Annotated in this window: 16 protein-coding genes; 12 read left to right on the top strand and 4 right to left on the bottom strand. The window is 67.5% G+C overall.

Annotated features, from left to right (window positions below):
* The first annotated feature begins 48 nt into the window (after positions 1-48).
* From AC1DCZ_RS00185 to AC1DCZ_RS00155, 7 genes are all read left to right on the top strand, one after another.
* Positions 49-1149, top strand: coding sequence for a substrate-binding domain-containing protein (locus AC1DCZ_RS00185; RefSeq protein WP_476972885.1), 1101 nt, complete (start codon positions 49-51; stop codon positions 1147-1149).
* Positions 1150-1372: 223 nt separating this feature from the next.
* Complete coding sequence (locus tag AC1DCZ_RS00180) at positions 1373-2845, top strand: ABC transporter permease (RefSeq protein ID WP_476972884.1); 1473 nt, start codon at positions 1373-1375, stop codon at positions 2843-2845.
* 2 nt (positions 2846-2847) lie between these two features.
* Complete coding sequence (locus AC1DCZ_RS00175; protein WP_476972883.1) at positions 2848-3555, top strand: ABC transporter ATP-binding protein; 708 nt, start codon at positions 2848-2850, stop codon at positions 3553-3555.
* 144 nt (positions 3556-3699) lie between these two features.
* Entirely contained in the window at positions 3700-4770 is a 1071-nt protein-coding gene (locus AC1DCZ_RS00170) for a Gfo/Idh/MocA family protein (protein WP_476972882.1), read from the top strand.
* A gap of 115 nt (positions 4771-4885) precedes the next feature.
* Positions 4886-6130, top strand: coding sequence for a hypothetical protein (locus AC1DCZ_RS00165; RefSeq protein ID WP_476972881.1), 1245 nt, complete (start codon positions 4886-4888; stop codon positions 6128-6130).
* A 649-nt stretch (positions 6131-6779) separates the two neighbouring features.
* Positions 6780-7946 (top strand): serine/threonine-protein kinase, encoded by a 1167-nt coding sequence (locus AC1DCZ_RS00160; RefSeq protein WP_476973065.1) that lies wholly within the window; start codon positions 6780-6782, stop codon positions 7944-7946.
* A complete protein-coding gene (locus AC1DCZ_RS00155; RefSeq protein WP_476972880.1) occupies positions 7943-8479 on the top strand; it encodes a mucin-associated surface protein in 537 nt (178 codons plus the stop codon). Before AC1DCZ_RS00160 ends, AC1DCZ_RS00155 begins: the two co-directional genes overlap by 4 nt.
* 133 nt (positions 8480-8612) lie before the next feature.
* On the opposite strand, the gene AC1DCZ_RS00150 is transcribed toward AC1DCZ_RS00155, so the two are convergent.
* Together AC1DCZ_RS00150 and purH are read right to left on the bottom strand one after the other, a co-directional pair.
* Entirely contained in the window at positions 8613-10832 is a 2220-nt protein-coding gene (locus tag AC1DCZ_RS00150) for an NADP-dependent isocitrate dehydrogenase (protein WP_476972879.1), read from the bottom strand.
* A gap of 836 nt (positions 10833-11668) precedes the next feature.
* Positions 11669-13354, bottom strand: coding sequence for a bifunctional phosphoribosylaminoimidazolecarboxamide formyltransferase/IMP cyclohydrolase (purH, locus tag AC1DCZ_RS00145; protein WP_476972878.1), 1686 nt, complete (start codon positions 13352-13354; stop codon positions 11669-11671).
* Positions 13355-13503: 149 nt separating this feature from the next.
* On the opposite strand from purH, the gene AC1DCZ_RS00140 reads away from it, so the two are divergent.
* Entirely contained in the window at positions 13504-14856 is a 1353-nt protein-coding gene (locus AC1DCZ_RS00140) for an MFS transporter (protein ID WP_476972877.1), read from the top strand.
* A 96-nt stretch (positions 14857-14952) separates the two neighbouring features.
* Here the strand turns inward: AC1DCZ_RS00140 and purN are convergent, their stop codons facing one another.
* Positions 14953-15537, bottom strand: a complete 585-nt coding sequence (purN, locus tag AC1DCZ_RS00135) for a phosphoribosylglycinamide formyltransferase (protein WP_476972876.1) — start codon at positions 15535-15537, stop codon at positions 14953-14955.
* Positions 15538-15576: 39 nt separating this feature from the next.
* Between purN and AC1DCZ_RS00130 the strand changes: the two genes are divergently transcribed.
* Positions 15577-16008, top strand: a complete 432-nt coding sequence (locus tag AC1DCZ_RS00130; protein WP_476972875.1) for a hypothetical protein — start codon at positions 15577-15579, stop codon at positions 16006-16008.
* Between the two features lie 55 nt (positions 16009-16063).
* Here AC1DCZ_RS00130 and AC1DCZ_RS00125 read toward each other — a convergent pair whose 3' ends face one another.
* Entirely contained in the window at positions 16064-17383 is a 1320-nt protein-coding gene (locus tag AC1DCZ_RS00125; RefSeq protein WP_476972874.1) for a cell division protein PerM, read from the bottom strand.
* A gap of 164 nt (positions 17384-17547) precedes the next feature.
* On the opposite strand from AC1DCZ_RS00125, the gene AC1DCZ_RS00120 reads away from it, so the two are divergent.
* The 3 genes from AC1DCZ_RS00120 to AC1DCZ_RS00110 all read left to right on the top strand — a co-directional run bounded on the left by AC1DCZ_RS00120 (position 17548) and on the right by AC1DCZ_RS00110 (position 20415).
* Positions 17548-18015 (top strand): DUF4383 domain-containing protein, encoded by a 468-nt coding sequence (locus AC1DCZ_RS00120; protein WP_476894813.1) that lies wholly within the window; start codon positions 17548-17550, stop codon positions 18013-18015.
* Positions 18016-18340: 325 nt separating this feature from the next.
* Entirely contained in the window at positions 18341-18949 is a 609-nt protein-coding gene (locus AC1DCZ_RS00115; RefSeq protein WP_476972873.1) for a helix-turn-helix domain-containing protein, read from the top strand.
* A 170-nt stretch (positions 18950-19119) separates the two neighbouring features.
* The gene (locus AC1DCZ_RS00110) at positions 19120-20415 is read left to right on the top strand and encodes an MFS transporter (RefSeq protein ID WP_476972872.1); all 1296 of its coding nucleotides are present in this window, start codon (positions 19120-19122) and stop codon (positions 20413-20415) included.
* The last annotated feature ends 8 nt before the right edge of the window (positions 20416-20423 follow it).

The raw sequence follows: 20423 nt of genomic DNA, 5'->3' as shown, positions 1-20423 counted from the left end.
AAGATTCCCTGATTCTCCGCACACCACCTAAAGAAAGTGAACCAAGCAATGCAAATGATTGGTAAAGCAGGAAAGGCAGCAGCAATCGCTGCAATTGCGGCACTGGCGCTGACAGCCTGCGGCCGCGCCGACACCGGAACTTCCGGGGGTTCCAGCACTGGCGGCGAGGCATTCCCGAAGGGTTCCGCAATCGGCGTCGCGCTCCCGCAGAAGACCAGTGAAAACTGGGTCCTGGCGGAGAAGCTGTTCAACGACGATCTCACTGCGGCCGGCTACAAGCCTGACGTGCAGTTCGCCAACGGCGGCGTATCGGAACAGCAGAACCAGATCAGTGCCATGGTCACCAAGGGTGACAAGCTCATCATCGTCGGTGCCATCGACGGCGCCCAGCTGGGCACCCAGCTCAAGCAGGCCAAGGACGCCGGCGCGACCATCATCGCGTACGACCGTCTGCTGCTGAACACGGACAACGTGGACTACTACGTGGCCTACGACAACTTCAAGGTCGGCGTGCTCCAGGGCCAGGCGCTGCTGGACGGCATGAAGGCCAAGAAGCCCACCGGTCCGTACAACGTCGAGCTGTTCGCCGGTTCCCCGGACGACGCCAACGCGAAGGTCTTCTTCAACGGTGCCATGAGCATTCTCCAGCCGAAGATCGACGACGGCACGCTCAAGGTGCTGTCCGGCCAGAAGTCCTTCGAGCAGGCCGTTACCCAGGGCTGGAAGGCAGAGAACGCCCAGAAGCGCATGGACACCCTGCTCGCCGGAACTTACGGCAGCGCCACGCTTGACGGTGTGCTGTCCCCGAACGACACCCTGGGCCGCGCAATCATCACCTCCGTCAAGGCCGCCGGCAAGCCGATCCCGGTTGTCACGGGGCAGGACTCCGAGGTCGAGTCGGTCAAGTCCATCATGGCGGGCGAGCAGTACTCCACCATCAACAAGGACACCCGCGCGCTCGTTGAGCACTCGATCGTCATGGTCAACGACATCCAGGCAGGCAAGAAGCCTGAGATCAACGACGACAAGTCCTACAACAACACGGTCAAGACCGTTCCGGCGTACCTGCTGACGCCTGTCATCGTGACCAAGGACAACGTCAAGACGGCCTACGTCAACGATCCGGTACTCGGCCCGCTGACCAAGTAGCACCTGTTCAGGCAGCGCCTGACCGGGCTGCACCTGACTGGGCAGCACCTCGAAGAGCCCCGGCTCCGCCTCCTGGCGGACCGGGGCTTTTTGCTGCCCGGCGTCCGCTGCTGCCCTTCACAGCGGATCCATAGCTTCGCTGTGAGGTCCGCACAGCAGCACGTACCACTGTGGGAGCAGCCGCCGGCCATTCCGCGTCCGGCCCAAGATCCCTAGGAGTACCGTGAGCGTCCTTGCCCGGAGTGTAGGCAACGCCTTTCGAAACAAGGTCAGGACAGCCGCCGTCGTGGCCGTCCTGGCCGTGGCCATCGGCCTTGCCCTGTCCATGCTGGTGGCCAACCAGGCGGTGGCCGGCAAGGTTGCCGAACTGAATGCCTCGGTGGGCACCGTCCTCACCGTCAACCCCGCCGGCGGCCAGGGCTTCGAAGGCGGCGGCGAGCCGCTGACCGCGGCGCAGGCAGCCACGGCAGCCGCGGTGCCCAACGTCAGCAGCGTTGTCGGCACCAAGGCGCTGCGCCTGCGCAACGCCAGCGCAGCGGCCGCACAGACCGGCGGCGGGCAGGGCGGTCCCGGCGGGCAGTCGGCCACCGCCGTGACCACGAGCCTCACGGCCGCCATCGACGCCGGCACGCTCGGCAGCCGCAACCAGGCCTCGACCGGGTCCAGTAGCGGGAGCACCGGCGGCACGGGCTCCAGTAGCGGGAGCACCGGCAGCACCGGCAGCACCGGCCAGGCGGCGCCTGCGTTCTCACTCCCCATCACCGCCACCGGCATCGGCGCCGAGGTGGACGCCACGGGCAAGGCCCTGCAGCTGACACAGGGAACGGGGCTGGGCGACTACACCGCCGCGTCCACGAACGCCCTGCTGGGAACCACGCTCGCCGAGAAGAACGGGCTGAGCGTGGGCTCGACATTCACCATCAAGGACCAGACCTTCACCGTCGCGGGCCTGTTCGACGCCGGCACCGCCTTCGGCAACAACGCCCTTTACGTGACCCTGCCGACGGCCCAGGCGATTGCGGCGCTGCCCGATGAACTGTCCACGATGATCGTGACCGTGAACAGCATGGACAACGTCGACGCCGCCAAGACCGCCCTGCAGGCAGCCCTCGGCTCCGACAAGGCCGATGTCACCCAGGGCCAGCGGAACCTCCAGACCGCCGTCAGCTCGCTCGGCAGCGTCAAGAACATCTCCTTCATCGCCTTTGTCGCAGCCCTGGGGACCGCCGGCCTGATCATCCTGCTGATCATGGTCATGCTGGTCCGCGAGCGCCGCCGTGAAATCGGCGTGCTCAAGGCCATCGGCGCCCCCAACCGCACCATCGGCCTGCAGTTCGTGCTCGAGGCCCTCGTGCTGGTGGCCCTCGGCAGCGTGGTGGGGGCCGCCGTCGCGTCCTTTGCCAGCGGCGGCATAGCCACTGCCCTCATCAGTTCCAACTCCTCTTCCGGAACTGCGGCGACCACCGGCCAGCGCGGCCCAGGCTCCGGGTTCGGCGGCGGCGGCTTCCCCGGCGGCGGGGCCGGCAACCCCTTCGGCGGCGCCAACCAGCTGCTGACCTCCGTGACGGCGAGCGCCTCCCCCGGCGTCATTGCCGCCGGAATCGCCGCGGTGTTCGGCGTCGCCATCATCGGGGCGCTCGTCCCGGCCCTGCTCACTGCCCGCATCCGCCCCATCGAAGTCCTCCGAGGAGAGTAGCCATGATCGAAGTCAAAAACCTGGTCCGCGTTTTCAAGACCGGGGACAAAATCATCAAACCGGTCAATGACGTCAGCTTCGAACTCGAACAGGGCACACTGGCCTCGATCGTGGGCAAGAGCGGCAGCGGCAAGAGCACCCTGCTGTCCCTGCTCGGGGCACTGGACAAGCCCACCAGCGGCGACGTGCTGGTCGACGGTGTGAGCCTGGCCGGAATGCCGGACGGCAAGCTGACCCAGTACCGCCGCCGGGACATCGGCTTCGTGTTCCAGCAGTTCAACCTGATCCCCAATCTCTCCGCTCTGGACAACGTGATGCTGCCGATGGAGTTTGCCGGGATCCGCAAGGCGGCGCGGCTCGAACGTGCCCGGGAGCTGCTGGAACAGGTGCAGCTCGACCCGGAGAAGCACGTGCGGCGCATCAACCGGCTCTCCGGCGGCGAGCAGCAGCGCGTGGCGATCGCCCGGGCACTGGCCAACGAGCCCAAACTGATCCTGGCCGATGAGCCCACCGGCAACCTGGACGAACAGACCGGCGAGCACATCATCGAACTGCTCAGCTCGCTCAGCAGGGACCACAACACCACGATCCTCGTCGTCACCCATGACCGGTCCCTGGCCAACAAGACGGACCGCCGCTTCCGCCTCCAGCAGGGCCGCCTCACGGAGGAAGCAGCCAGGGACCGGGCGACGGCCGGCTCGCCCGCGTAGGCCAGCCGCTGGCCTGATGCTGCGTCGGCTGAGGGAGGGTCCTCCCGGACCCTCCCTCAGCTGTTGCCCCCGAAACGGAATCCCTCCCGCAGATCCCGTCCCCAAAACCCATTCCCTCCCGCAGCCGGATGAGAAGATGGCTCCATGACCGCCCCCATCGCGAAACCGTGGCTGTTCAGCCAGCCGGACCAGGACCCCCGCTCAGCCACCGGCGCCAGGCTGCGCTGGGGCGTCGTCGCGACAGGCGGCATCGCCGCGTCCGTGACCCGGGACCTCACGCTCCTGGCCGACGCGGAACTGCATGCCGTCAGCTCGCGCACGCAGGCGGCAGCAGATGCCTTCGCGTCCGACTACGGCTTTGCCAGGGCCTACGGTGACGACGCCGGGCAAGCGGGTTATGAGCGCCTGCTCGCTGACGACGCCGTGGACGTCGTGTATGTGGCAACCCCCCACGCCTATCATCACCACATCGCGATGGCGGCCCTGTCCGCCGGCAAGCATGTTCTCTGCGAAAAGGTCCTCACCGTCAACGCCCGGGAGGCATCCGAGCTCGTGGCGCTGGCCCGAACCAAGGGCTTGTTCCTGATGGAGGCGATGTGGAGCCGCTTCCTGCCCAGCATGGTGCGGGCCTTCGAGATCGCCGCCTCGGGCGAAATCGGCGACGTGAAGTGGGTCGGCGCCGACCTCGGCTTCCCGGCCCCGTACTCGCCCACGTCGCGGCTTTGGGCTCCGCAGGACGGCGGCGGCGCCCTACTGGACCTAAGCGTCTATCCGCTGCTGTGGGCCCTCGGCACTTTGGGATTCCCGCAGACGGTCAGTGCCACCGGCTGGCTCAACGACGACGGTGTGGACGCCCAGAATGCGTTGACGCTCGGATATCACCATGGCGCACAGGCCCAGCTGACGTCCTCGTTGCTGGCGCACGGGCCCCGAACGGCGACCGTGGCCGGAAGCCTGGGATTCATGCAGACCACAGGGTCGATCAACAATCCGAAGGAACTCCAGGTCAGGATAGGTTTTGACGAACCGCGCAGGGAGCACTTCACCGTTGTCGGCAGGGGTTACAGCTACGAGCTCCGCGAGGTGACACGCTGCATCCAGCAGGGCCTCACCGAGAGTCCTGTCATGCCGCTGGAGGACTCCCTGAACACCATGCGGTTGTTCGACGGCGTCCGCGCGCAGCTGGGTGTGATCTACCCGAACGACGCCCGCTGAGCCCGCGCGGGCGGGTCCCGGATCTGCCACAGTTTGCGGTCCGCTCTGGACGAGCCCGCAAGGGCGGCCTTACCCTGAAGGCAATCGTCGATTCGTCCGGGACGGGGGTGCGCGCATGGAACAGCCAACAACACGCTCGCGCGTGCTCCGCCCCACCGCGCTGCGCCGCATCCTTTTAGCCGGCGTCGCCGGCGCCGCGTGGCTGGTCCTCTCCGCTGGCTCTGCCTACGCGGACGACTCCACTGCCACCCCAGCGCCGTCAGACGAGGCCGCCGAGTCCGTAGCGGCCACCGGCACAGACCTCGACGACATGCCGGGTTCCACGCCGACGGCGGCTGTCGGCCTCGCACCTGAGGAAACACAGTGGGCTGCCGCGGCAGTACCGGCCCCGACGCCGGTGGCCGCTGAGACCGCCCTTGCCGCGCCGGCTGCCGTCGTTACGGTTCTTGACCCGCTTCCGTCCCTTCCCGTCGCGGATGTCCCCGGCTCCGGCGCTCCGGCCGCGACGGTTGACGCCCCGGCGGTGCCTGTTTCCGACCCCCCGCCTGTTTCCGACCCGTCGCCTGTTTCGGACCCGTCGCTGCCGGTCGTGGATCCCGCGCCTGTCCCCGACCCGGCCCTTCCCGCCGTCGACCCCTCAGTCCCCGCCCCGGTCCCCGCCGATGCCGTCCCGGCCGTCCCGGTCCCGGATCCCGTAGTCCCGGATCCCGCAGTTGCTGTGCTGCCGGCCCCGGACCCTGCGGTTCCCACGCCCTCACCTGCGGATACCTCCGTTCAAGTCCCGGACCCCGGAACTGCGCTACCGGCTGTCCCGATCCCGGGCGGCCCTGCAGCAGTGCCCATGGTTTCTTCCCCTGGTTCCGCCGCAACGACCACAACCACCGCCCAGGTGGTGGCACCCGGAGCGGTTCCGGGTGCCGGGAACGCCGCGGTTCCGGGGACAGCCGAGCAATTCGGCCTGGCGGGGCGATTGGCTGAATTCGCATCCATGGCCCTGCGCCGGAGTTACTACACGCCGTCGGTGTCGGCTGTGCTCGTGCCTGAGACTCCACCCGCGCCCGGCGCTGCAGCGCCGCCGGCTCCCCCTGCCCCCGGCAGCGGAGGCACACCCGCACCAGGCGGCAACGGGCGGCCCAACCCGTGGCACGGTGGCACCGGCCTGCCTGCACCCGATGCCCTGCCGCCGGCGCCCGGCTCCGGGTCAGGAAGCGGGCACTCCTCCAACGGCCCCGCAGGGACAGCCGCCTGGATGCCCAGCATGTACTTCTACGTCCCAACGGCAGATGCAGACCCGATCCGTGGTCCCCTCCAACACCAGCCTGCTGCCCTAGCCGCTGACCCCGGCTCCTCTCCTGACTAGTCAAGCCGTCTCTGCTTCCCCAGAGCACGGCCCATCGGGCTGCCTTGAGCGCCCGCTGACAGTCATTCAGGAGATCTCCCCATGGACACGACCGCTCGCCGGCGGATTTCCGGCACCCCACTTGCCAACGGGCTGAGTCATGCAGCACCGCCCCGTCCCCCTTCCGTGATTCCAGGGCTGGTCTCAGGGCCGCCTCGGCCGGACAATCCGGATCCCTCCGCGTCAAAGGACCATCCGCCGTAGTAGCCAGCCGTGCCCGGTCGAGGTCCCGAGACCGCCGGAGCGAAGTCGTTGGGTCCGCTGGGGGACTCAACGGCGTTCATTGGCTCCGGCGGAGGGCCCGTCCGTTTCGTCGCAGGACGGTCGGCAGTGCGGTCCGCAGGGCCCGTCCGCAGGCCCGTCCGCCGGTCCGTCGGCAGGGCCATCCGCAGGGCCATCCGCAGGGCGGCGCAGAATGCGCGGCACCATGGGCGGCCGGCTCGGGCCGCACGTGATGGCCGCAAATACCCGTCCCCGTATTATTCTTTACTAGCGCCGCCGTGGCGCAGTGGTAGGGGATGGGGACATCGTGGACAGTTCGACCAATAGCATCGCGGCCGAGCCCTTGGGCGGCCGCTACCGATTGGGAGAAGTGATCGGCCGGGGCGGCATGGCATCGGTCTACACCGCCAAGGACCTTAACCTGGGCCGGGACGTGGCGCTCAAACTCTTTGCCCCGCAGTCGGCCGATCCGGACGAGCTGCGGCGCCAGGAAGCCGAAATTGAGCTTCTGGCCACGTTGAACCACCCGAGTCTTGTAACTCTTTTCGACGCCGGGACGGACACCCGGATCCCCGAGGAACCGCGGCCGTTCCTGACCATGGAACTGGTGGACGGCCAGGACCTGCGGACCAGGATCCGCCACAGCCCTGTGCCGTTTGACGAACTTGCCGTCATCGGTGCGGGCGTTGCAGACGCCCTGGCGTACGTGCACGGCCTGGGCATCGTCCACCGTGACATCAAACCCGCCAATATCCTGCTCGTGCAGGTGCGGCCCGGGGAGCCGCTGCGGCCAAAACTCACCGACTTCGGCATCGCCCGGATCATCGACGGGGCACGCCTGACCGCCACGGGCACCATGGTGGGGACCGCCGCCTACCTGAGTCCGGAACAGGCCCGGGGCGCCGACCTTGGCCCTGCCAGCGACATCTACTCGCTGGGGCTGGTGCTGCTCGAATGCATCAAGGCAGAGGTGGAGTACCCGGGAAGTCCCATGGAATCGGCAGTCGCCCGGCTGCACCGGCCCCCAGCAATCCCGGCCCATGTGCCGGCCGAATGGGCGCACCTGATCCGGGCCATGACCGCGCCGGACCCCCTGGACCGCCCGGCTGCCGCGGACCTCGAAGTGGCCCTGCGCCAGGCACTCGTGTCACCGCAGTCGCTTCCTGGCGTCCTGGCCGAACAGCGCACGCGCGTGCTGCCCGCCCCGCCCGCCCGGCCGCCGCTGCTGCCCGGATCCGACGCCGGTACCCGCCGCCTGCATGTGCTCACTGCCGGCGATGCTCCCGGCGCTTCTCCGGCAGGTTCTCCCGGCGCCGCCGCGGCGCGCCATCCCGGAAGGGGCGGCTTTGCGTCCCGCCAGGTGGCAAGATTCCGGACGGCGGGCCGGCGCGCCCGGATCGCGGTGGTACTCGCCGTCGTCGTTATCCTGGCAGCGGGCACCGCGGTCGTCGTCGCGGTCGCGGCCCCGAAAGCTTCCGCGGTGGTCTCCTACCCGGCCGTCACGGGCACCCTCGGCGACCACCTGAAACAACTGCAGGAGAGCGTCAAGCCATGAGCCGCACCATCCCCCGGCCTTTCGCCACGTCCGGCCGCCGCCCGGCGCGCGGTCTCACGGCCTTCCTCCTCACCGCAGGACTGCTGACCGGCGCCCTCGCCGGTTGCGCCCCGGCACCGCCCGAGCTCGGCAATGACGCGGCCAAGGAACTCCAGTCACAGGTCCTCGCCGTGACAGAGGCCGCGGCTGCCGACGACTCCCCCGGGTCCTTGAAACTGCTCGATGAGCTCGCCACCAAGCTGGACGACGCCGCGGCCCGCGGGGAGGTGTCGTTCAAACGCCACCAGAGCATCAAAACGTCCATCGACGCCGTCCGCGCCGACCTCGCGGCCAAACAAGCTGCCGCTGACGCCGCCAAGGCCGCCGAGCAACAGGCTGCGGCCCAGCAGGAGGCCGCAGCGCAAGCAGCAGCAGCTGCCCAGGCGGCGTCCGCCGCGGCCCCGGAACCGGCACCGGCGCCCGCCGTCGTCGCCCCCGCCCCGGCTCCGGCACCGGGCAAGGCCGACAAGCCAAAGGGCAAAGGCAAAGGCTGAGGTCCGCCGCGACGTTAAGCAGCAACGCGGGGTCCCTCTGACCCAATCCCAGGTGCGGATTGGGCCGAAGTGACCCCGCGTTGCTTTAGATCCACGGTGCGCCGTTTTGGCACTCACACGGTCTGTTCAGGCATTAGCCAAGCATGGACAGCACTTCGCTGAACTTCGCCGAGGGGCGCATGACGGCGGTGACCTTGGCCTCGTCGGGGCGGTAGTAGCCTCCGATGTCGACCGGGGAGCCCTGCACGGCCAGAAGCTCGCCGACGATGGTCTCCTCGTTTGAGTCCAGCGCGCCGGAGACCGCAGCGAAAGCGGCGGCCAGTTCGGCGTCGTCCGTCTGGCGTGCCAGCTCCTGGGCCCAGAACTTGGCCAGGTAGAAGTGGCTTCCGCGGTTGTCGAGCTCGCCGGCCCTGCGCTTGGGGGACTTGTTCTCGAGCAGGAACGTGCCGGTGGCGCGGTCCAGGGTGTCGGCCAGGACCTGGGCGCGGGCGTTGCCCGTGCTGGTGGCGAGGTGTTCGAAGCTCACGGCCAGGGCGAGGAATTCACCCAGGCTGTCCCAGCGCAGGTGGTTTTCCTTAAGCAGCTGCTGGACGTGCTTCGGGGCGGAGCCGCCAGCGCCGGTCTCGAAGAGTCCGCCGCCGTTGATCAGCGGAACCACGGAGAGCATCTTGGCGCTGGTGCCCAGTTCCAGGATCGGGAACAGGTCCGTGAGGTAGTCGCGGAGCACGTTGCCGGTCACCGAGATCGTATCCTCGCCCTTGCGCAGGCGGTCCAGCGTGAAGGCGGTGGCCTTGTCCGGGGACATGATGGCGATCTGCAGGCCCTCGGTGTCGAGCTCCTGGAGGTATGCCTCGACCTTGACGATCATCCGGGCGTCGTGGGCGCGGCCCTTGTCCAGCCAGAAGACAGCCGGCGTGACGGAGGCGCGGGCGCGCGTGACGGCCAGCTTGACCCAGTCGCGGATCGGCACGTCCTTGGTTTGGCAGGCGCGCCAGATGTCGCCGGGGGCGACCTGGTGCTCGATCAGCACCGTGCCGGCGTCGTCGACAATCTGGACGGTGCCGGCGGACTGGATCTCGAAGGTCTTGTCATGGCTGCCGTACTCCTCGGCGGCCTGGGCCATGAGCCCGACGTTCGGCACCGTGCCCATGGTGGTCGGGTCGAAGGCGCCGTGGGCACGGCAGTCGTCGATGACAACCTGGTAGATGCCGGCGTAGCTGCTGTCCGGGAGCACGGCGAGGGTGTCGGCTTCCTGGCCGTCGCGGCCCCACATGTGGCCGGAGCTGCGGATCATGGCGGGCATCGAGGCGTCGACGATCACGTCGGAGGGCACGTGCAGGTTGGTGATGCCCTTGTCGGAGTCGACCATGGCCAGTTCGGGGCCTTCGTTGAGGCCCTTCTGGATGGCGCTCTGGACGTCGCCGCGGATTTCCTCGGGGAGGTCCTCGAGGCCGTTCAGGATGGAGGCGAGCCCGTTGTTCGGGCTCAGGCCTGCGGCAGCGATCTGCTCGCCGTAGGTGGCGAAGAGGTCGGAGAAGTAGGCCTTGACGACGTGGCCGAAGATGATGGGGTCCGAGACCTTCATCATGGTGGCCTTCAGGTGGGCGGAGAACAGCACGCCCTCCTCCTTGGCCCGCGCAACCTGGGCGGCAAGGAACGCGTCCAGGGCGGCAGCGCGCATAACGGTGCCGTCGATGACCTCGCCCGCCAGGACAGGGAACGCACGCTTGAGGACCTTGACGGTGCCGTCTTCCTTGACCAGCTGGATCTTGATGTTGGTGTCCGCGTCGATGACCACGGACAACTCGTTCGAGCGGAAGTCATCGGCGTCCATGTGCGCGACGTTGGTCTTCGACTCGGGGCTCCAGGCACCCATGCTGTGCGGGTTCTGGCGTGCGTAGTTCTTGACCGAAAGGGGTGCGCGGCGGTCGGAGTTGCCTTCACGCAGCACCGGGTTGACGGCGGAACCCTTGATCTTGTCGTAGCGGGACCGGATGTCCGTTTCCTCGTCCGAGGACGGGTTGTCCGGGTAGTCCGGCAGCGCGTAGCCGTGGCCCTGCAGTTCCGCGATTGCGGCCTTCAGCTGGGGCACGGAGGCGCTGATGTTGGGCAGCTTGATGATGTTGGCTTCGGGCTTCTTGGCGAGGGCGCCAAGCTCAGCCAGGGCATCGCTGACACGCTGCTCTTCGGTGAGGTAGTCGCCGAATGCGGAGATGATGCGGCCGGCCAGCGAAATGTCGCGGGTCTCCACTTCCACACCGGCCGTGGAGGCGAACGCCTCAACAATCGGCAAGAACGAATAGGTGGCCAGCATCGGCGCTTCGTCGGTGTGGGTATAGATAATCTTTGCCATTGCTCGGGCGTCTCCCTGAAGGTCTGGGTATTTCCGGAATCTTGTGTTATCTCAACACTCCTAACTTACCTGAGGTGCCCCCGTTGGCGCCTACCGGCGTCGGTCGCAGGTGGATCCGTGACGCCCTCGCGAGGCGTTCGCGAGGCGTTCGCGAGGCGTTCGCGAGCAATTGACAAAATTTGACAAGTAATTTTACAGATTATTCAAACTGCCGTAGCTTCGTTCCCGTCACAGCCCAAGTGCATGCAGCCCGGCCCTGTCGACCCCAGGCTTCCTGTACCCCAGTCGTTCTTTACCTCAAGCTTCATGCACCCCAGTCTTCATGCACCCCAGCGCGGGGTCATCTGTTGCCCATCTCCAGCAGCGGGGAGGGCTCCCGGTGGCCTCGCGTTGGCATTGACGCGCGACGGCGGCCCGCCCGCATCCGAGCTCACGGGACATGCCCTCCCCGCAGGCCAAAGAATGGACATATCCCCCATATGTCCACTCCTTGCCGCGAAAAATGAGCATGTCCCGCGGCACGAATGAGCATGTCCCGCGGCACGAATGAGCATGTCCCCCGGTCGGCCCACCAGGTCAACCCCGGCAGGAAAAGACCACGCACTCCTGACCGGCCGCCGGCCCGCCCGTGGCACGAAGAATGAGCATGTCCCTGCAGCGGCCCGGCATGCGTCCAAGTTCACGGGACATGCCCTCCCCGCAGGCCAAAGAATGGACATATCCCCCACATGTCCACTCCTTGCCACGAAAAATGAGCATGTCCCGCGGCACGAATGAGCATGTCCCTTGGTGGAACCAGGGGTTCGGAAAACCGCCGTCCGCCTCAGCCGTGCGGCTTAGTGGAAGAAGTGCCGCGCGCCCGTGAAGTACATGGTGATGCCGGCGGCGTTGGCCGCGGCAATGACTTCCTCGTCCCGGACCGAACCGCCGGGCTGGACCACGGCCCGGACGCCGGCGTCGATCAGGATCTGCAGGCCGTCGGCGAACGGGAAGAACGCGTCCGACGCCGCCACGGCGCCGCGGGCACGCTCGGGCGCCCCGCTCGCGTCCGCATTCGACGCACCGCCGGCGCCCTCAACCTCGGAGCGCACGGTCACACCAAGCGAGTTGGCGCGCTCGACGGCGAGCTTGCAGGAGTCGATCCGGTTGACCTGGCCCATGCCGATGCCGACCGCCGCGCCATCGGCGGCGAGCAGGATGGCATTGGACTTGGCGGCGCGGCATGCCCGCCAGGCGAACGCCAGGTCCGCCATCGTGGCTGCGTCGGCGGCCTCACCGGCGGCGAGGGTCCAGTTGGCCGTGTTGTCGCCCTCGGCGTCCACCTTGTCTGCGACCTGGACCAGCATGCCGCCCGAGACCTGGCGGAATTCGGAGGGGTAGCGTCCGTATCCCTCGGGCAGCGCCAGGAGGCGGATGTTCTTTTTCTTGGACAGGATCTCCACGGCCTCGTCCTCGAAGCCCGGCGCTATGACTACCTCAGTGAAGATGTCCGCCACGGTCCGGGCCATGCCGGCGGTGACCGTGCGGTTGGCCGCGATGACGCCGCCGAACGCCGAGACCGGATCGCAGGCGTGGGCCTTGGCGTGCGCGTCGGCGATCGGGTCCGCGGCGGAGGCGGACCCGACGGCCACGCCGCAGGGGTTCGCGTGCTTGATGATGGCAACGGCGGGCCCGGCGAAGTCGAACGCGGCGCGCAGGGCGGCGTCGGCGTCGACGAAGTTGTTGTAGCTCATGGCCTTGCCGTGCAGCTGGTCCGCCTGCGCGATGCCGGCCGGGGCGGCCCGGTCCACGTAGAGCGCGGCCTGCTGGTGCGGGTTTTCGCCGTAGCGGAGGACCTCGGAGCGTTCCAGGGCGAGGCCTGCGTAGGCGGGCCAGTCGATCAGGCCGTCGCCGTCCTCATCGAGGAACTGGCTCGCCGTCCAGGTGGCCACGGCGGTGTCGTAGCTGGCGGTGTGCGCGAAGGCCTTCGCGGCGAGCCGGCGCCGGGTCTTCAGGTCAAAGCCGCCGGATGCAGCCGCCTCCACCACGGAACCGTAGGAGGAGGGATCGACCACGATCGCGACGGCGGCGTGGTTCTTCGCGGCGGAGCGCACCATCGCCGGTCCGCCGATGTCGATCTGCTCGACGACGTCGTCCTGCGCGGCGCCGGACTTCACGGTCTCCACAAAGGGGTAGAGGTTCACGACGACGAGGTCGAACGGCTCGATCGCCATGTCCTCAAGGGTCTGCATGTGCGCCGGGACGCGTCGGTCCGCGAGGATTCCGCCGTGCACGCGCGGGTGGAGGGTCTTGACGCGGCCGTCGAGCATTTCCGGGGAGCCGGTGACTTCCTCGACTTCCTGCACCGGGATGCCGGCGGCGGCGATCTTCTTGGCGGTGGAGCCTGTGGAGACGATTTTGACGCCCGCCGCGTGCAGGCCCCGCGCGAGCTCCTCCAGACCGGTCTTGTCGTAGACCGAAATCAGCGCACGGCGGATCGGGACACGGTCGATGGATACACGGTCAAGCTGCGTGAAGCTCACAAAAGTCTCCGTCTTATATCGCGGCGGGGCCGCGGGTGGTGGGGATGGGGCCAGTTTATCGCGTCGCGGCGCCGGCCCTTCCTGCGCGCCGCTGTGTGAAGCCCGCCGCGGGCGCGAAGTGCACCGTAGAGTTTTCACAGGAGGCTGAGATGAATACATACACCACTGTGCCCAGCGGCGAACAGGTGGTCCAGGAACTGCCGTGGCGCTGGAAAGTGCAGGGCCGGATCTTCCTGATCGGCGGCCTGGGCTTCATGTTCGATGCCTGGGACGTGACGCTCAATGGCATCCTCATTCCGCTGCTGTCCAAGCACTGGTCCCTGGGCGCGGGCGATGCCGCCTGGATCGGCGCCTCGAACCTGATCGGCATGGCTTTGGGCGCGTTTATCTGGGGCACCGTCGCGGACACCATCGGCCGCAAGAAGGCGTTCACCGCGACCCTGCTGATCTTCTCCGTCTTCACGGTTCTGGGCGCGTTCTCCCCGGACTACCTGTGGTTCGTGGTGTTCCGCTTCCTGGCCGGCTTCGGCCTGGGCGGCTGCATACCCGTGGACTATGCGCTCGTGGGCGAGTTCACTCCCCGCAAAGAGCGCGGCAAGGTCCTCACCGCGATGGACGGCTGGTGGCCGGTCGGCGCTGCCCTGTGCGGTTTCGTTTCCGCGGGCCTCGTGGCGGCGTTCGCCGACTGGCGCCTGACCATGCTGGTGATGGTGCTGCCGGCGCTGCTCGTGTTCTGGATCCGACGCAGTGTCCCCGAGTCCCCCCTGTTCCTCATCCGTAAAGGCCGCCGGGAAGAGGCCTCGAAGGTGATCGACAGCCTGGTCGAGGCCACCGGCGCCGAGCCCCGGGTCTACAGCCTGCCCGATCCGCAGGACGCTCCCCGGCTCTCCGCAGGCAGTGCCTGGACCCAGCTGCGCCTGCTGTGGCAGTTCAACTGGAAGATCACGACGGCGGCCTGGTCCCTGTTTTTCAGCATCCTGCTGGTCTATTACCTGTCGCTGACCTGGATGCCCCGGATCCTGATCGGCGCCGGATTCGAGGAGTACAAGGCGTTCCTCACGACCGCTTCCATGGCCGCCGTGGGGCTCCTGGGCGTCGTGGTGGCGGCGCTGCTCGTGGAACGGGTGGGCCGGAAATGGATCCTGGCCGTCACGGGCCCGCTGTCCGCACTGACCCTCGTGATTGTGGCGATCGTGGTGGACATCCCGACGGCTGCTGTGTTTTGGCTGCTCGTGTTCGGCTTTGTGGTGCAGGTTGCCATCCCGGTCCTGTACGCCTATGTCTCCGAGCTCTACCCGACCGAGCTGCGCGGCTCGGGCTTCGGCTGGGCCTCGACATTTTCCCGGCTCGGCGCAGGCTTCGGCCCGCTGATCTTCGCCGCCGTGCTGTGGCCGGAACTGGGCCTCGCGACGTCGTTCGCCCTGGCCGGCGCCCTGGTGCTGCTCTCCGTGCTGTGGATGGCGTTCTTCTCCCCCGAAACCAAGCAGCGCCGGCTCGAGTAGCGCCCGTCACCCCGGCCCACCCAACTAACTAGCAGCAGGGGCCGTTTTGGGCCCTCAAAACGGCCCCTGCTGCGAGTCAGATGGGGGGCGGGCAGGTCAGGCGGGTTTGTGCTCCGCGGCCAGGGAGGCCAGGGAGGCCAGCGTCGAAACCAGCAGGCGGCGCTCCACCACCTTGATGCGCTCGTGCAGGGAGTCCTCGGTCTCGCCGTCCTCGACTGCCACGGCCTCCTGCGCGATGATGGGGCCCGTGTCCACCCCGGCGTCGGCCCAGTGCACCGTGCAGCCCGTGACTTTCACCCCGTAGGCCAGTGCGTCACGGACACCGTGGGCGCCGGGGAAGGACGGCAGCAGGGCCGGGTGGGTGTTGAGGTATTTCCCGCCGAAGGCATCGATAAAGCCGGCGCTGACGATGCGCATGAATCCGGAGGACACGACGACGTCGGGCCGGTACGCCGCGACAGCTTCGGTGAGCGCCGCGTTCCACGCCGCCCGGTCCGGATAGGTCTTGAAGTCCACCACGAACGTGGGGATTCCGGCGGCAGCCGAGCGCTCCACCCCGTAGGTCGCCGGCCGGTCCGCGCCGACGGCTGCGATCTCGACGTCGAGGCCGCCTGACTTCACGGCGTCGATGAGGGCCTGGAGGTTGGAGCCGGTACCGGAAACGAGGACAACGATGCGCATCGTCCTAGCTTATGGGGCCGCTCGCGTAGGCTGGAAACCATGAATCCCCCGAACGGCTCCGGCGGCAGCCAGCCGAGCCAGTCCCCCCGCGGCGAGGCGGCGAAGGCCTCCCTGGTGCGGACCCACACCCTGTTCCGCATCTTCATCGTGGCGGTCCTGGGATCGTTCTTTGTGTACCAGCTGGACATCAACTACCTGTGGCTGAGCGCGATCCTTACGGTGTCCGCGATCGTGCTCGGCATCGCGCTGCTGATCCGTGCCGCGAAGCTCAAGGAATCCCGGCTGGTGCTGTTCGGCGCGATTTCCGGCATGGTGGTCGCGGCGGTTCAGGTGCTGCTCATCCTGTCCTCGGCGCTGTTCTTCGGCCAGGTCAGGGACTACCAGCAGTGCGTCCGCCATGCCCTGACCGAGCAGGCCGCCTCCCAGTGCAGGACGCAGCTGGATAAGTCGATGCCGATCCAGCTCCGCTGACCGCGGCTCTCCGCGGCACGGCCAGCGCCGGCACATGCGCCACGCCGCGCAGCGCCTAGTTGCTGGCGGCCGTTTCGAGGTCCGCTTCGCGCAGGTTCTGCCGGCGTTCCAGCCAGGGCCCGGCCGCGTAACCGATGACGACGCCGATCCCCACCTCGGCGGCCACGAACAGCGCCGTGCGCAGCGGGTCCGGGCCAATATCGGTCAGCCGCCCGATGCCGGCGGAGCCGCGGGCGAGCCACGCCAGTCCGGCGGCCAGCATCCCGGCCACTGCGCCGATCATCGCGCCGAGCACAAGGGTGGAGGCCGCCGCCGTGAACCAGCGGGTTCGGACTTTGATGGAGAGCCACTCGTCGAAGTGGTTTTCGCCTTCGCGCAGGAACCACCAGCCGGCCAGGGCCCCCGCGAGCGCCGGCACCACCAGCGCCACGAAGCCGTAGTCAAGCGGACCGGACGGCAGCGCCGCGAAGACGGGAATCGACGGCAACGGCCCGACGGCAGTCCCGAGCGGCCCGGCCTGCGAGCCCACGCCCAGGGCGAAGCCCGAGCCGGACGTCCAGGCCAGTGCGAAGACGGCAAGGTTGGGCAGGAAGCCGAGCTGCGCGATGGTCAGGACGGCACCGCCCATGGCCCCGGCGTCGAGCCCTTCATAGACGGCGATCACCAGGTTCCAGTGGATGAAGAGGTCGACGGCGAGCAGCACGGCGGACATCGCCAGGCTGGCCATGAGCGCCACCGATCCGGCCTTGATCACGGACCCGAGGTAGGAGCCGGCCCAGCGCGAGTGCTGGCTGGTGCGCGAGAGCCAGGCCACGGCGTCGACGCCGATCAGCCGGCTCCAGGAGCCAGCCTCGCGGCGGGCACCCACCACCATGCCGAGGGCGAACGGGACCAGCGGAATGAGCCCGGCGGACCAAAGGTTTATGCCGACGTCGGAGGTGCGGCAGACAAACCCCGTGGTCAGCCCGAAGCTCGCGTACACGAGCCAGGAACCGAGGAGGGCCTGCCACAGCTGATCGGTGTAGGAGGCGCGGGCCAGCCTGCGGCCTGCGCGCCACGCGAGCAGGAACGGAATAAGCGTCAGCCCCAGGGGGATGAGCGAGAGCGTGCCGGATTCCGGCTGCGCCGCGGACCCGGCACCGACCGTGTCCAGCAGCAGGGGGACGCCGTGGATGAGCAGCCAGGCCTGGCCGGCCAGCCGGGCGAGGACGTCGGTGCCGTTGTTCTGGAAGCCGGCAGTGGCCCACACCGCGATGATCGGGGCAACCACCACCAGGGCCGAGATGAGGGCGGCCTGGGCGGACTCGAGGGCTCCCTGCAGCCATAAGGGCATGGGGATGCCGTGTTGTCCGGTCTGATCAGCGCGCAGTTTCATCGTGTTCCATGGTGCCATGGGCGGGCCAGCGCGCCGGTTCCGACAGGCTTAACGCCCCGATTAACGCCCCGATCCGTGCGATGGCGCCGCCGCCGGCGCCGGAGCTTTTTCGACAGGCCCGCCGTAAAATTGGAATGTCCGCATTCAGTGGTTGGAGGCAGAAAATGACTACCGCATCTCCCCATGCACACGGCGTTCACTTCGGACGGACAGATGTTCAGAACGTCGGCATGGGTGTAGGTATCGTCCTTATTGTCGTGGGCATCCTGGGGTTCATCCCCGGCATCACCACGCAGTACAGCGAACTGAGGTTCTTCGGGCCCGATTCCAGGGCCATGTTCCTGAACCTGTTCCAGGTGTCCATGTTGCTCAATATCGTGCAGCTGGCCATTGGTGCAACGGGCTGGGCCATGTCCCGTAACGGCATGGGCGCCAGGAACTACCTCATGGGCTTTGGCCTGCTGTACATCGTCCTCAGCGTATATGGGCTAATTGTGGGCGTGGGGTCGGCGGCCAACTTCCTGTCGCTGAACGCCATGGACAACTGGACCCACATGGTGCTGGGCGTGGCAATGATTGGCGCCGGCTGGCTGCTTTCGCGGCATCTGGCCGACGACGCAAAAACCCGGTAAGTGATCACCGGGACTTAGGGAGCCGCGAATGAGTAACGTTTCATAGCAATCCGAAAATTCGTACTACCTGCTGGTGCAGTGGCTTGGCGGAAACGCGGCGGCTGCACCAGCTTCTCTGTCTCCGGCCCCCGACGGCGGGTCCGGCCCCCGACGGCGGGTCCGGCCCCGACGGCGGGTCCGCCCGCCCAGCCACGGCTGGGCCCGCCCCGGACCCCCCAAACAGCACTCCTGTAAATATTTTCACTTTAATTAAGAAACAACCATTGACTGGGTAAAAATCTTCACTATAGTTGTGTGAGTCAGGTCACCAAGCGAAGGACAGCCAATGACCACCGAGAGTGTTGCGATCCCTGCCCCGCCCGCGACCAGCGCCCTGCTGGCCACGGTCGGCAACAAAGTGCGCTCCATGCGCAAGGAAAAAGGCATGACGCTCGCCAAGCTCTCGGAGATCACCGGCCTCAGCCCGGCAATCGTCAGCCAGATCGAACGCGGCCTGGCGAACCCCTCGTTCACCACCCTGGCGCAGTTGGCCCACGGGCTGGACATTCCGGTCGGGAAGTTCTTCGTCGGCCAGGAAGAAACCAGGTCCCCCGTGGTCCGCAAGGCCGAACGGCGCAATCTGAAAGGCATCACCAAGAAATCCGTCGGGGAAGCGGTCTACGAACTGCTCACCCCCGATCTCAACGGAGCCCTGGAAGCCCAATGGATTGTCAGCCCGCCCGGCCATGACACCAGTGCCACGCCGTTCCGTCACAGCGGTGAAGAGTTCGGCATCATCATCTCCGGCCGGAAAGACATCTTCCTGGACGGGGAGTGCTACACGCTCGAGGCGGGCGATTCCATTACGTTCTCCTCGGACACCCCGCACTGGTTCAAGAACAGCTACGACGAAGAATGCGTAGCGATCTGGGTCAACGCACCCCACGCGTGGTAGGCGCGCACCAGCACAGCGCCGCCAGCCACCGTCCCCTCACCGTCCGGGCCTGAACCGCCCGCCGGCAGTCCTTGCCACGTTCGCATTCTCCGTTCGCACACACGGCGATGCGTCATGCCCTCATTCGCCCCCTCCCCCCGATAAAAGGGGCGCCAGCGTAAGGAAAACCAATGCTTGACACCGTCGTCGAGTCGCGCAAAGTTTCACGCCAACTCTCCCCCGAAGTCCGCAAGGGCCTGCTGGGCCTCGGCCTGGGCAATGCCCTGGAATGGTACGACTGGATGGTCTTCGGCCTCCTGTCCGCCTTCATCGGCCCGAACTTCTTCCCCAACGCCGATCCCCTCTCGGCCACGCTGAATGCCCTCGCCGTCTTCGCCGTCGGCTTCGCGTTCCGCCCGCTCGGCGGCATCCTGCTCGGCACCCTGGCGGACCGCATCGGGCGCCGCCGGGTGATGCTGATGTCCATCATGCTGATGGCCGGAACCACCCTGGTGATCGCAATCTGCCCGAGCTACCAGCAGATCGGCGGCTGGGCCGGCATCATCCTCGTGGCCTGCCGCATCGTGCAGGGCATCTCCACCGGCATCGAGGCCCCGCTCTCCACCTCCCACGCCGTGGAACTGGTCCCGGAAGGCCGCGAAGGCTACGTCGCCGGCATCATGTCCTTCTACGTCAACATCGGCATCCTGCTCGCCTCCCTCGTCAGCTTCCTCTGCAGCCTGATGATCGGCGGCGCGGCCATGGCCGGCTGGGGCTGGCGTGTGCCGTTCATCATCGGCGCGGCCTTCGGCTTCGTCGTCCTGTACCTGCGCCGTTCGCTTCCTGAAACCATGCGCCCCGAGGAAATGGCCACCAACTCCTCCCGCGCCGTCTGGACCGGCGTCCGCAAACACTGGCTCTCCGTCCTGGCCATCGTCTTCGTGGTCGGAGCAGCGCAGGCCTACAACTACGCCTGGAACATCGGCCTGCCCAGCGCGGCCCGCAGCAACTTCAAGGAAGACCCCACGGCCGTCTTCGCCCTGACCACCATCCTGGGCCTGATCCTCGTGATCGGCAGCTGGATCATCGGCAAGGTCGCGGACGGCCGGTCCATGTCCCGCTGGTTCATCGTCACCCGGATCCTGGCCATCCCGGCCGTGTTCCTGATGCTCATGTACGTCCAGCCCGGCATCGGCGGGTTCGCCGCCGTCCTGCTCGGCGGATCCGTGGTGCTGGTGCTGAACATGACCCTCTACAACGTGGTCAGCAGCTCCCTGATGCCCAAGTCCTGCCGCGGCGCCGGCGTGGCCCTCGGCTACGGCATCGGCGTCGCCCTCTTCGGCGGCACCGCCTCCTACCTCCTGGTCTGGTTCCAGTCACTGAACGCCAGCTGGATCTTCCCGGTCTACGTGGCCGTCCTGTCCATCCTCAGCATCGTCTTCTACCTCGCAGCCCGCCGCAGCAACGGCATCTTCGTCGGAAAATAAGGATTCCC

The organism is Arthrobacter sp. 10N418 (assembly GCF_056394725.1).
Note: the sequence above shows the minus strand (reverse complement) of the source record. Positions and strands in the feature narration are given on the sequence as shown.

What these genes read in the sequence shown, in the direction of transcription:
- AC1DCZ_RS00110 (WP_476972872.1), top strand. Translation starts at nt 19,120, where the DNA reads ATGCTTGACACCGTCGTCGAGTCGCGCAAAGTTTCACGCCAACTCTCC.
- AC1DCZ_RS00140 (WP_476972877.1), top strand. Translation starts at nt 13,504, where the DNA reads ATGAATACATACACCACTGTGCCCAGCGGCGAACAGGTGGTCCAGGAA.
- AC1DCZ_RS00160 (WP_476973065.1), top strand. Translation starts at nt 6,780, where the DNA reads ATGGCATCGGTCTACACCGCCAAGGACCTTAACCTGGGCCGGGACGTG.
- AC1DCZ_RS00165 (WP_476972881.1), top strand. Translation starts at nt 4,886, where the DNA reads ATGGAACAGCCAACAACACGCTCGCGCGTGCTCCGCCCCACCGCGCTG.
- AC1DCZ_RS00170 (WP_476972882.1), top strand. Translation starts at nt 3,700, where the DNA reads ATGACCGCCCCCATCGCGAAACCGTGGCTGTTCAGCCAGCCGGACCAG.
- AC1DCZ_RS00130 (WP_476972875.1), top strand. Translation starts at nt 15,577, where the DNA reads ATGAATCCCCCGAACGGCTCCGGCGGCAGCCAGCCGAGCCAGTCCCCC.
- AC1DCZ_RS00120 (WP_476894813.1), top strand. Translation starts at nt 17,548, where the DNA reads ATGACTACCGCATCTCCCCATGCACACGGCGTTCACTTCGGACGGACA.
- AC1DCZ_RS00125 (WP_476972874.1), bottom strand. Translation starts at nt 17,383, where the DNA reads ATGAAACTGCGCGCTGATCAGACCGGACAACACGGCATCCCCATGCCC.
- AC1DCZ_RS00185 (WP_476972885.1), top strand. Translation starts at nt 49, where the DNA reads ATGCAAATGATTGGTAAAGCAGGAAAGGCAGCAGCAATCGCTGCAATT.
- AC1DCZ_RS00150 (WP_476972879.1), bottom strand. Translation starts at nt 10,832, where the DNA reads ATGGCAAAGATTATCTATACCCACACCGACGAAGCGCCGATGCTGGCC.
- AC1DCZ_RS00175 (WP_476972883.1), top strand. Translation starts at nt 2,848, where the DNA reads ATGATCGAAGTCAAAAACCTGGTCCGCGTTTTCAAGACCGGGGACAAA.
- purN (WP_476972876.1), bottom strand. Translation starts at nt 15,537, where the DNA reads ATGCGCATCGTTGTCCTCGTTTCCGGTACCGGCTCCAACCTCCAGGCC.
- AC1DCZ_RS00115 (WP_476972873.1), top strand. Translation starts at nt 18,341, where the DNA reads ATGACCACCGAGAGTGTTGCGATCCCTGCCCCGCCCGCGACCAGCGCC.
- AC1DCZ_RS00155 (WP_476972880.1), top strand. Translation starts at nt 7,943, where the DNA reads ATGAGCCGCACCATCCCCCGGCCTTTCGCCACGTCCGGCCGCCGCCCG.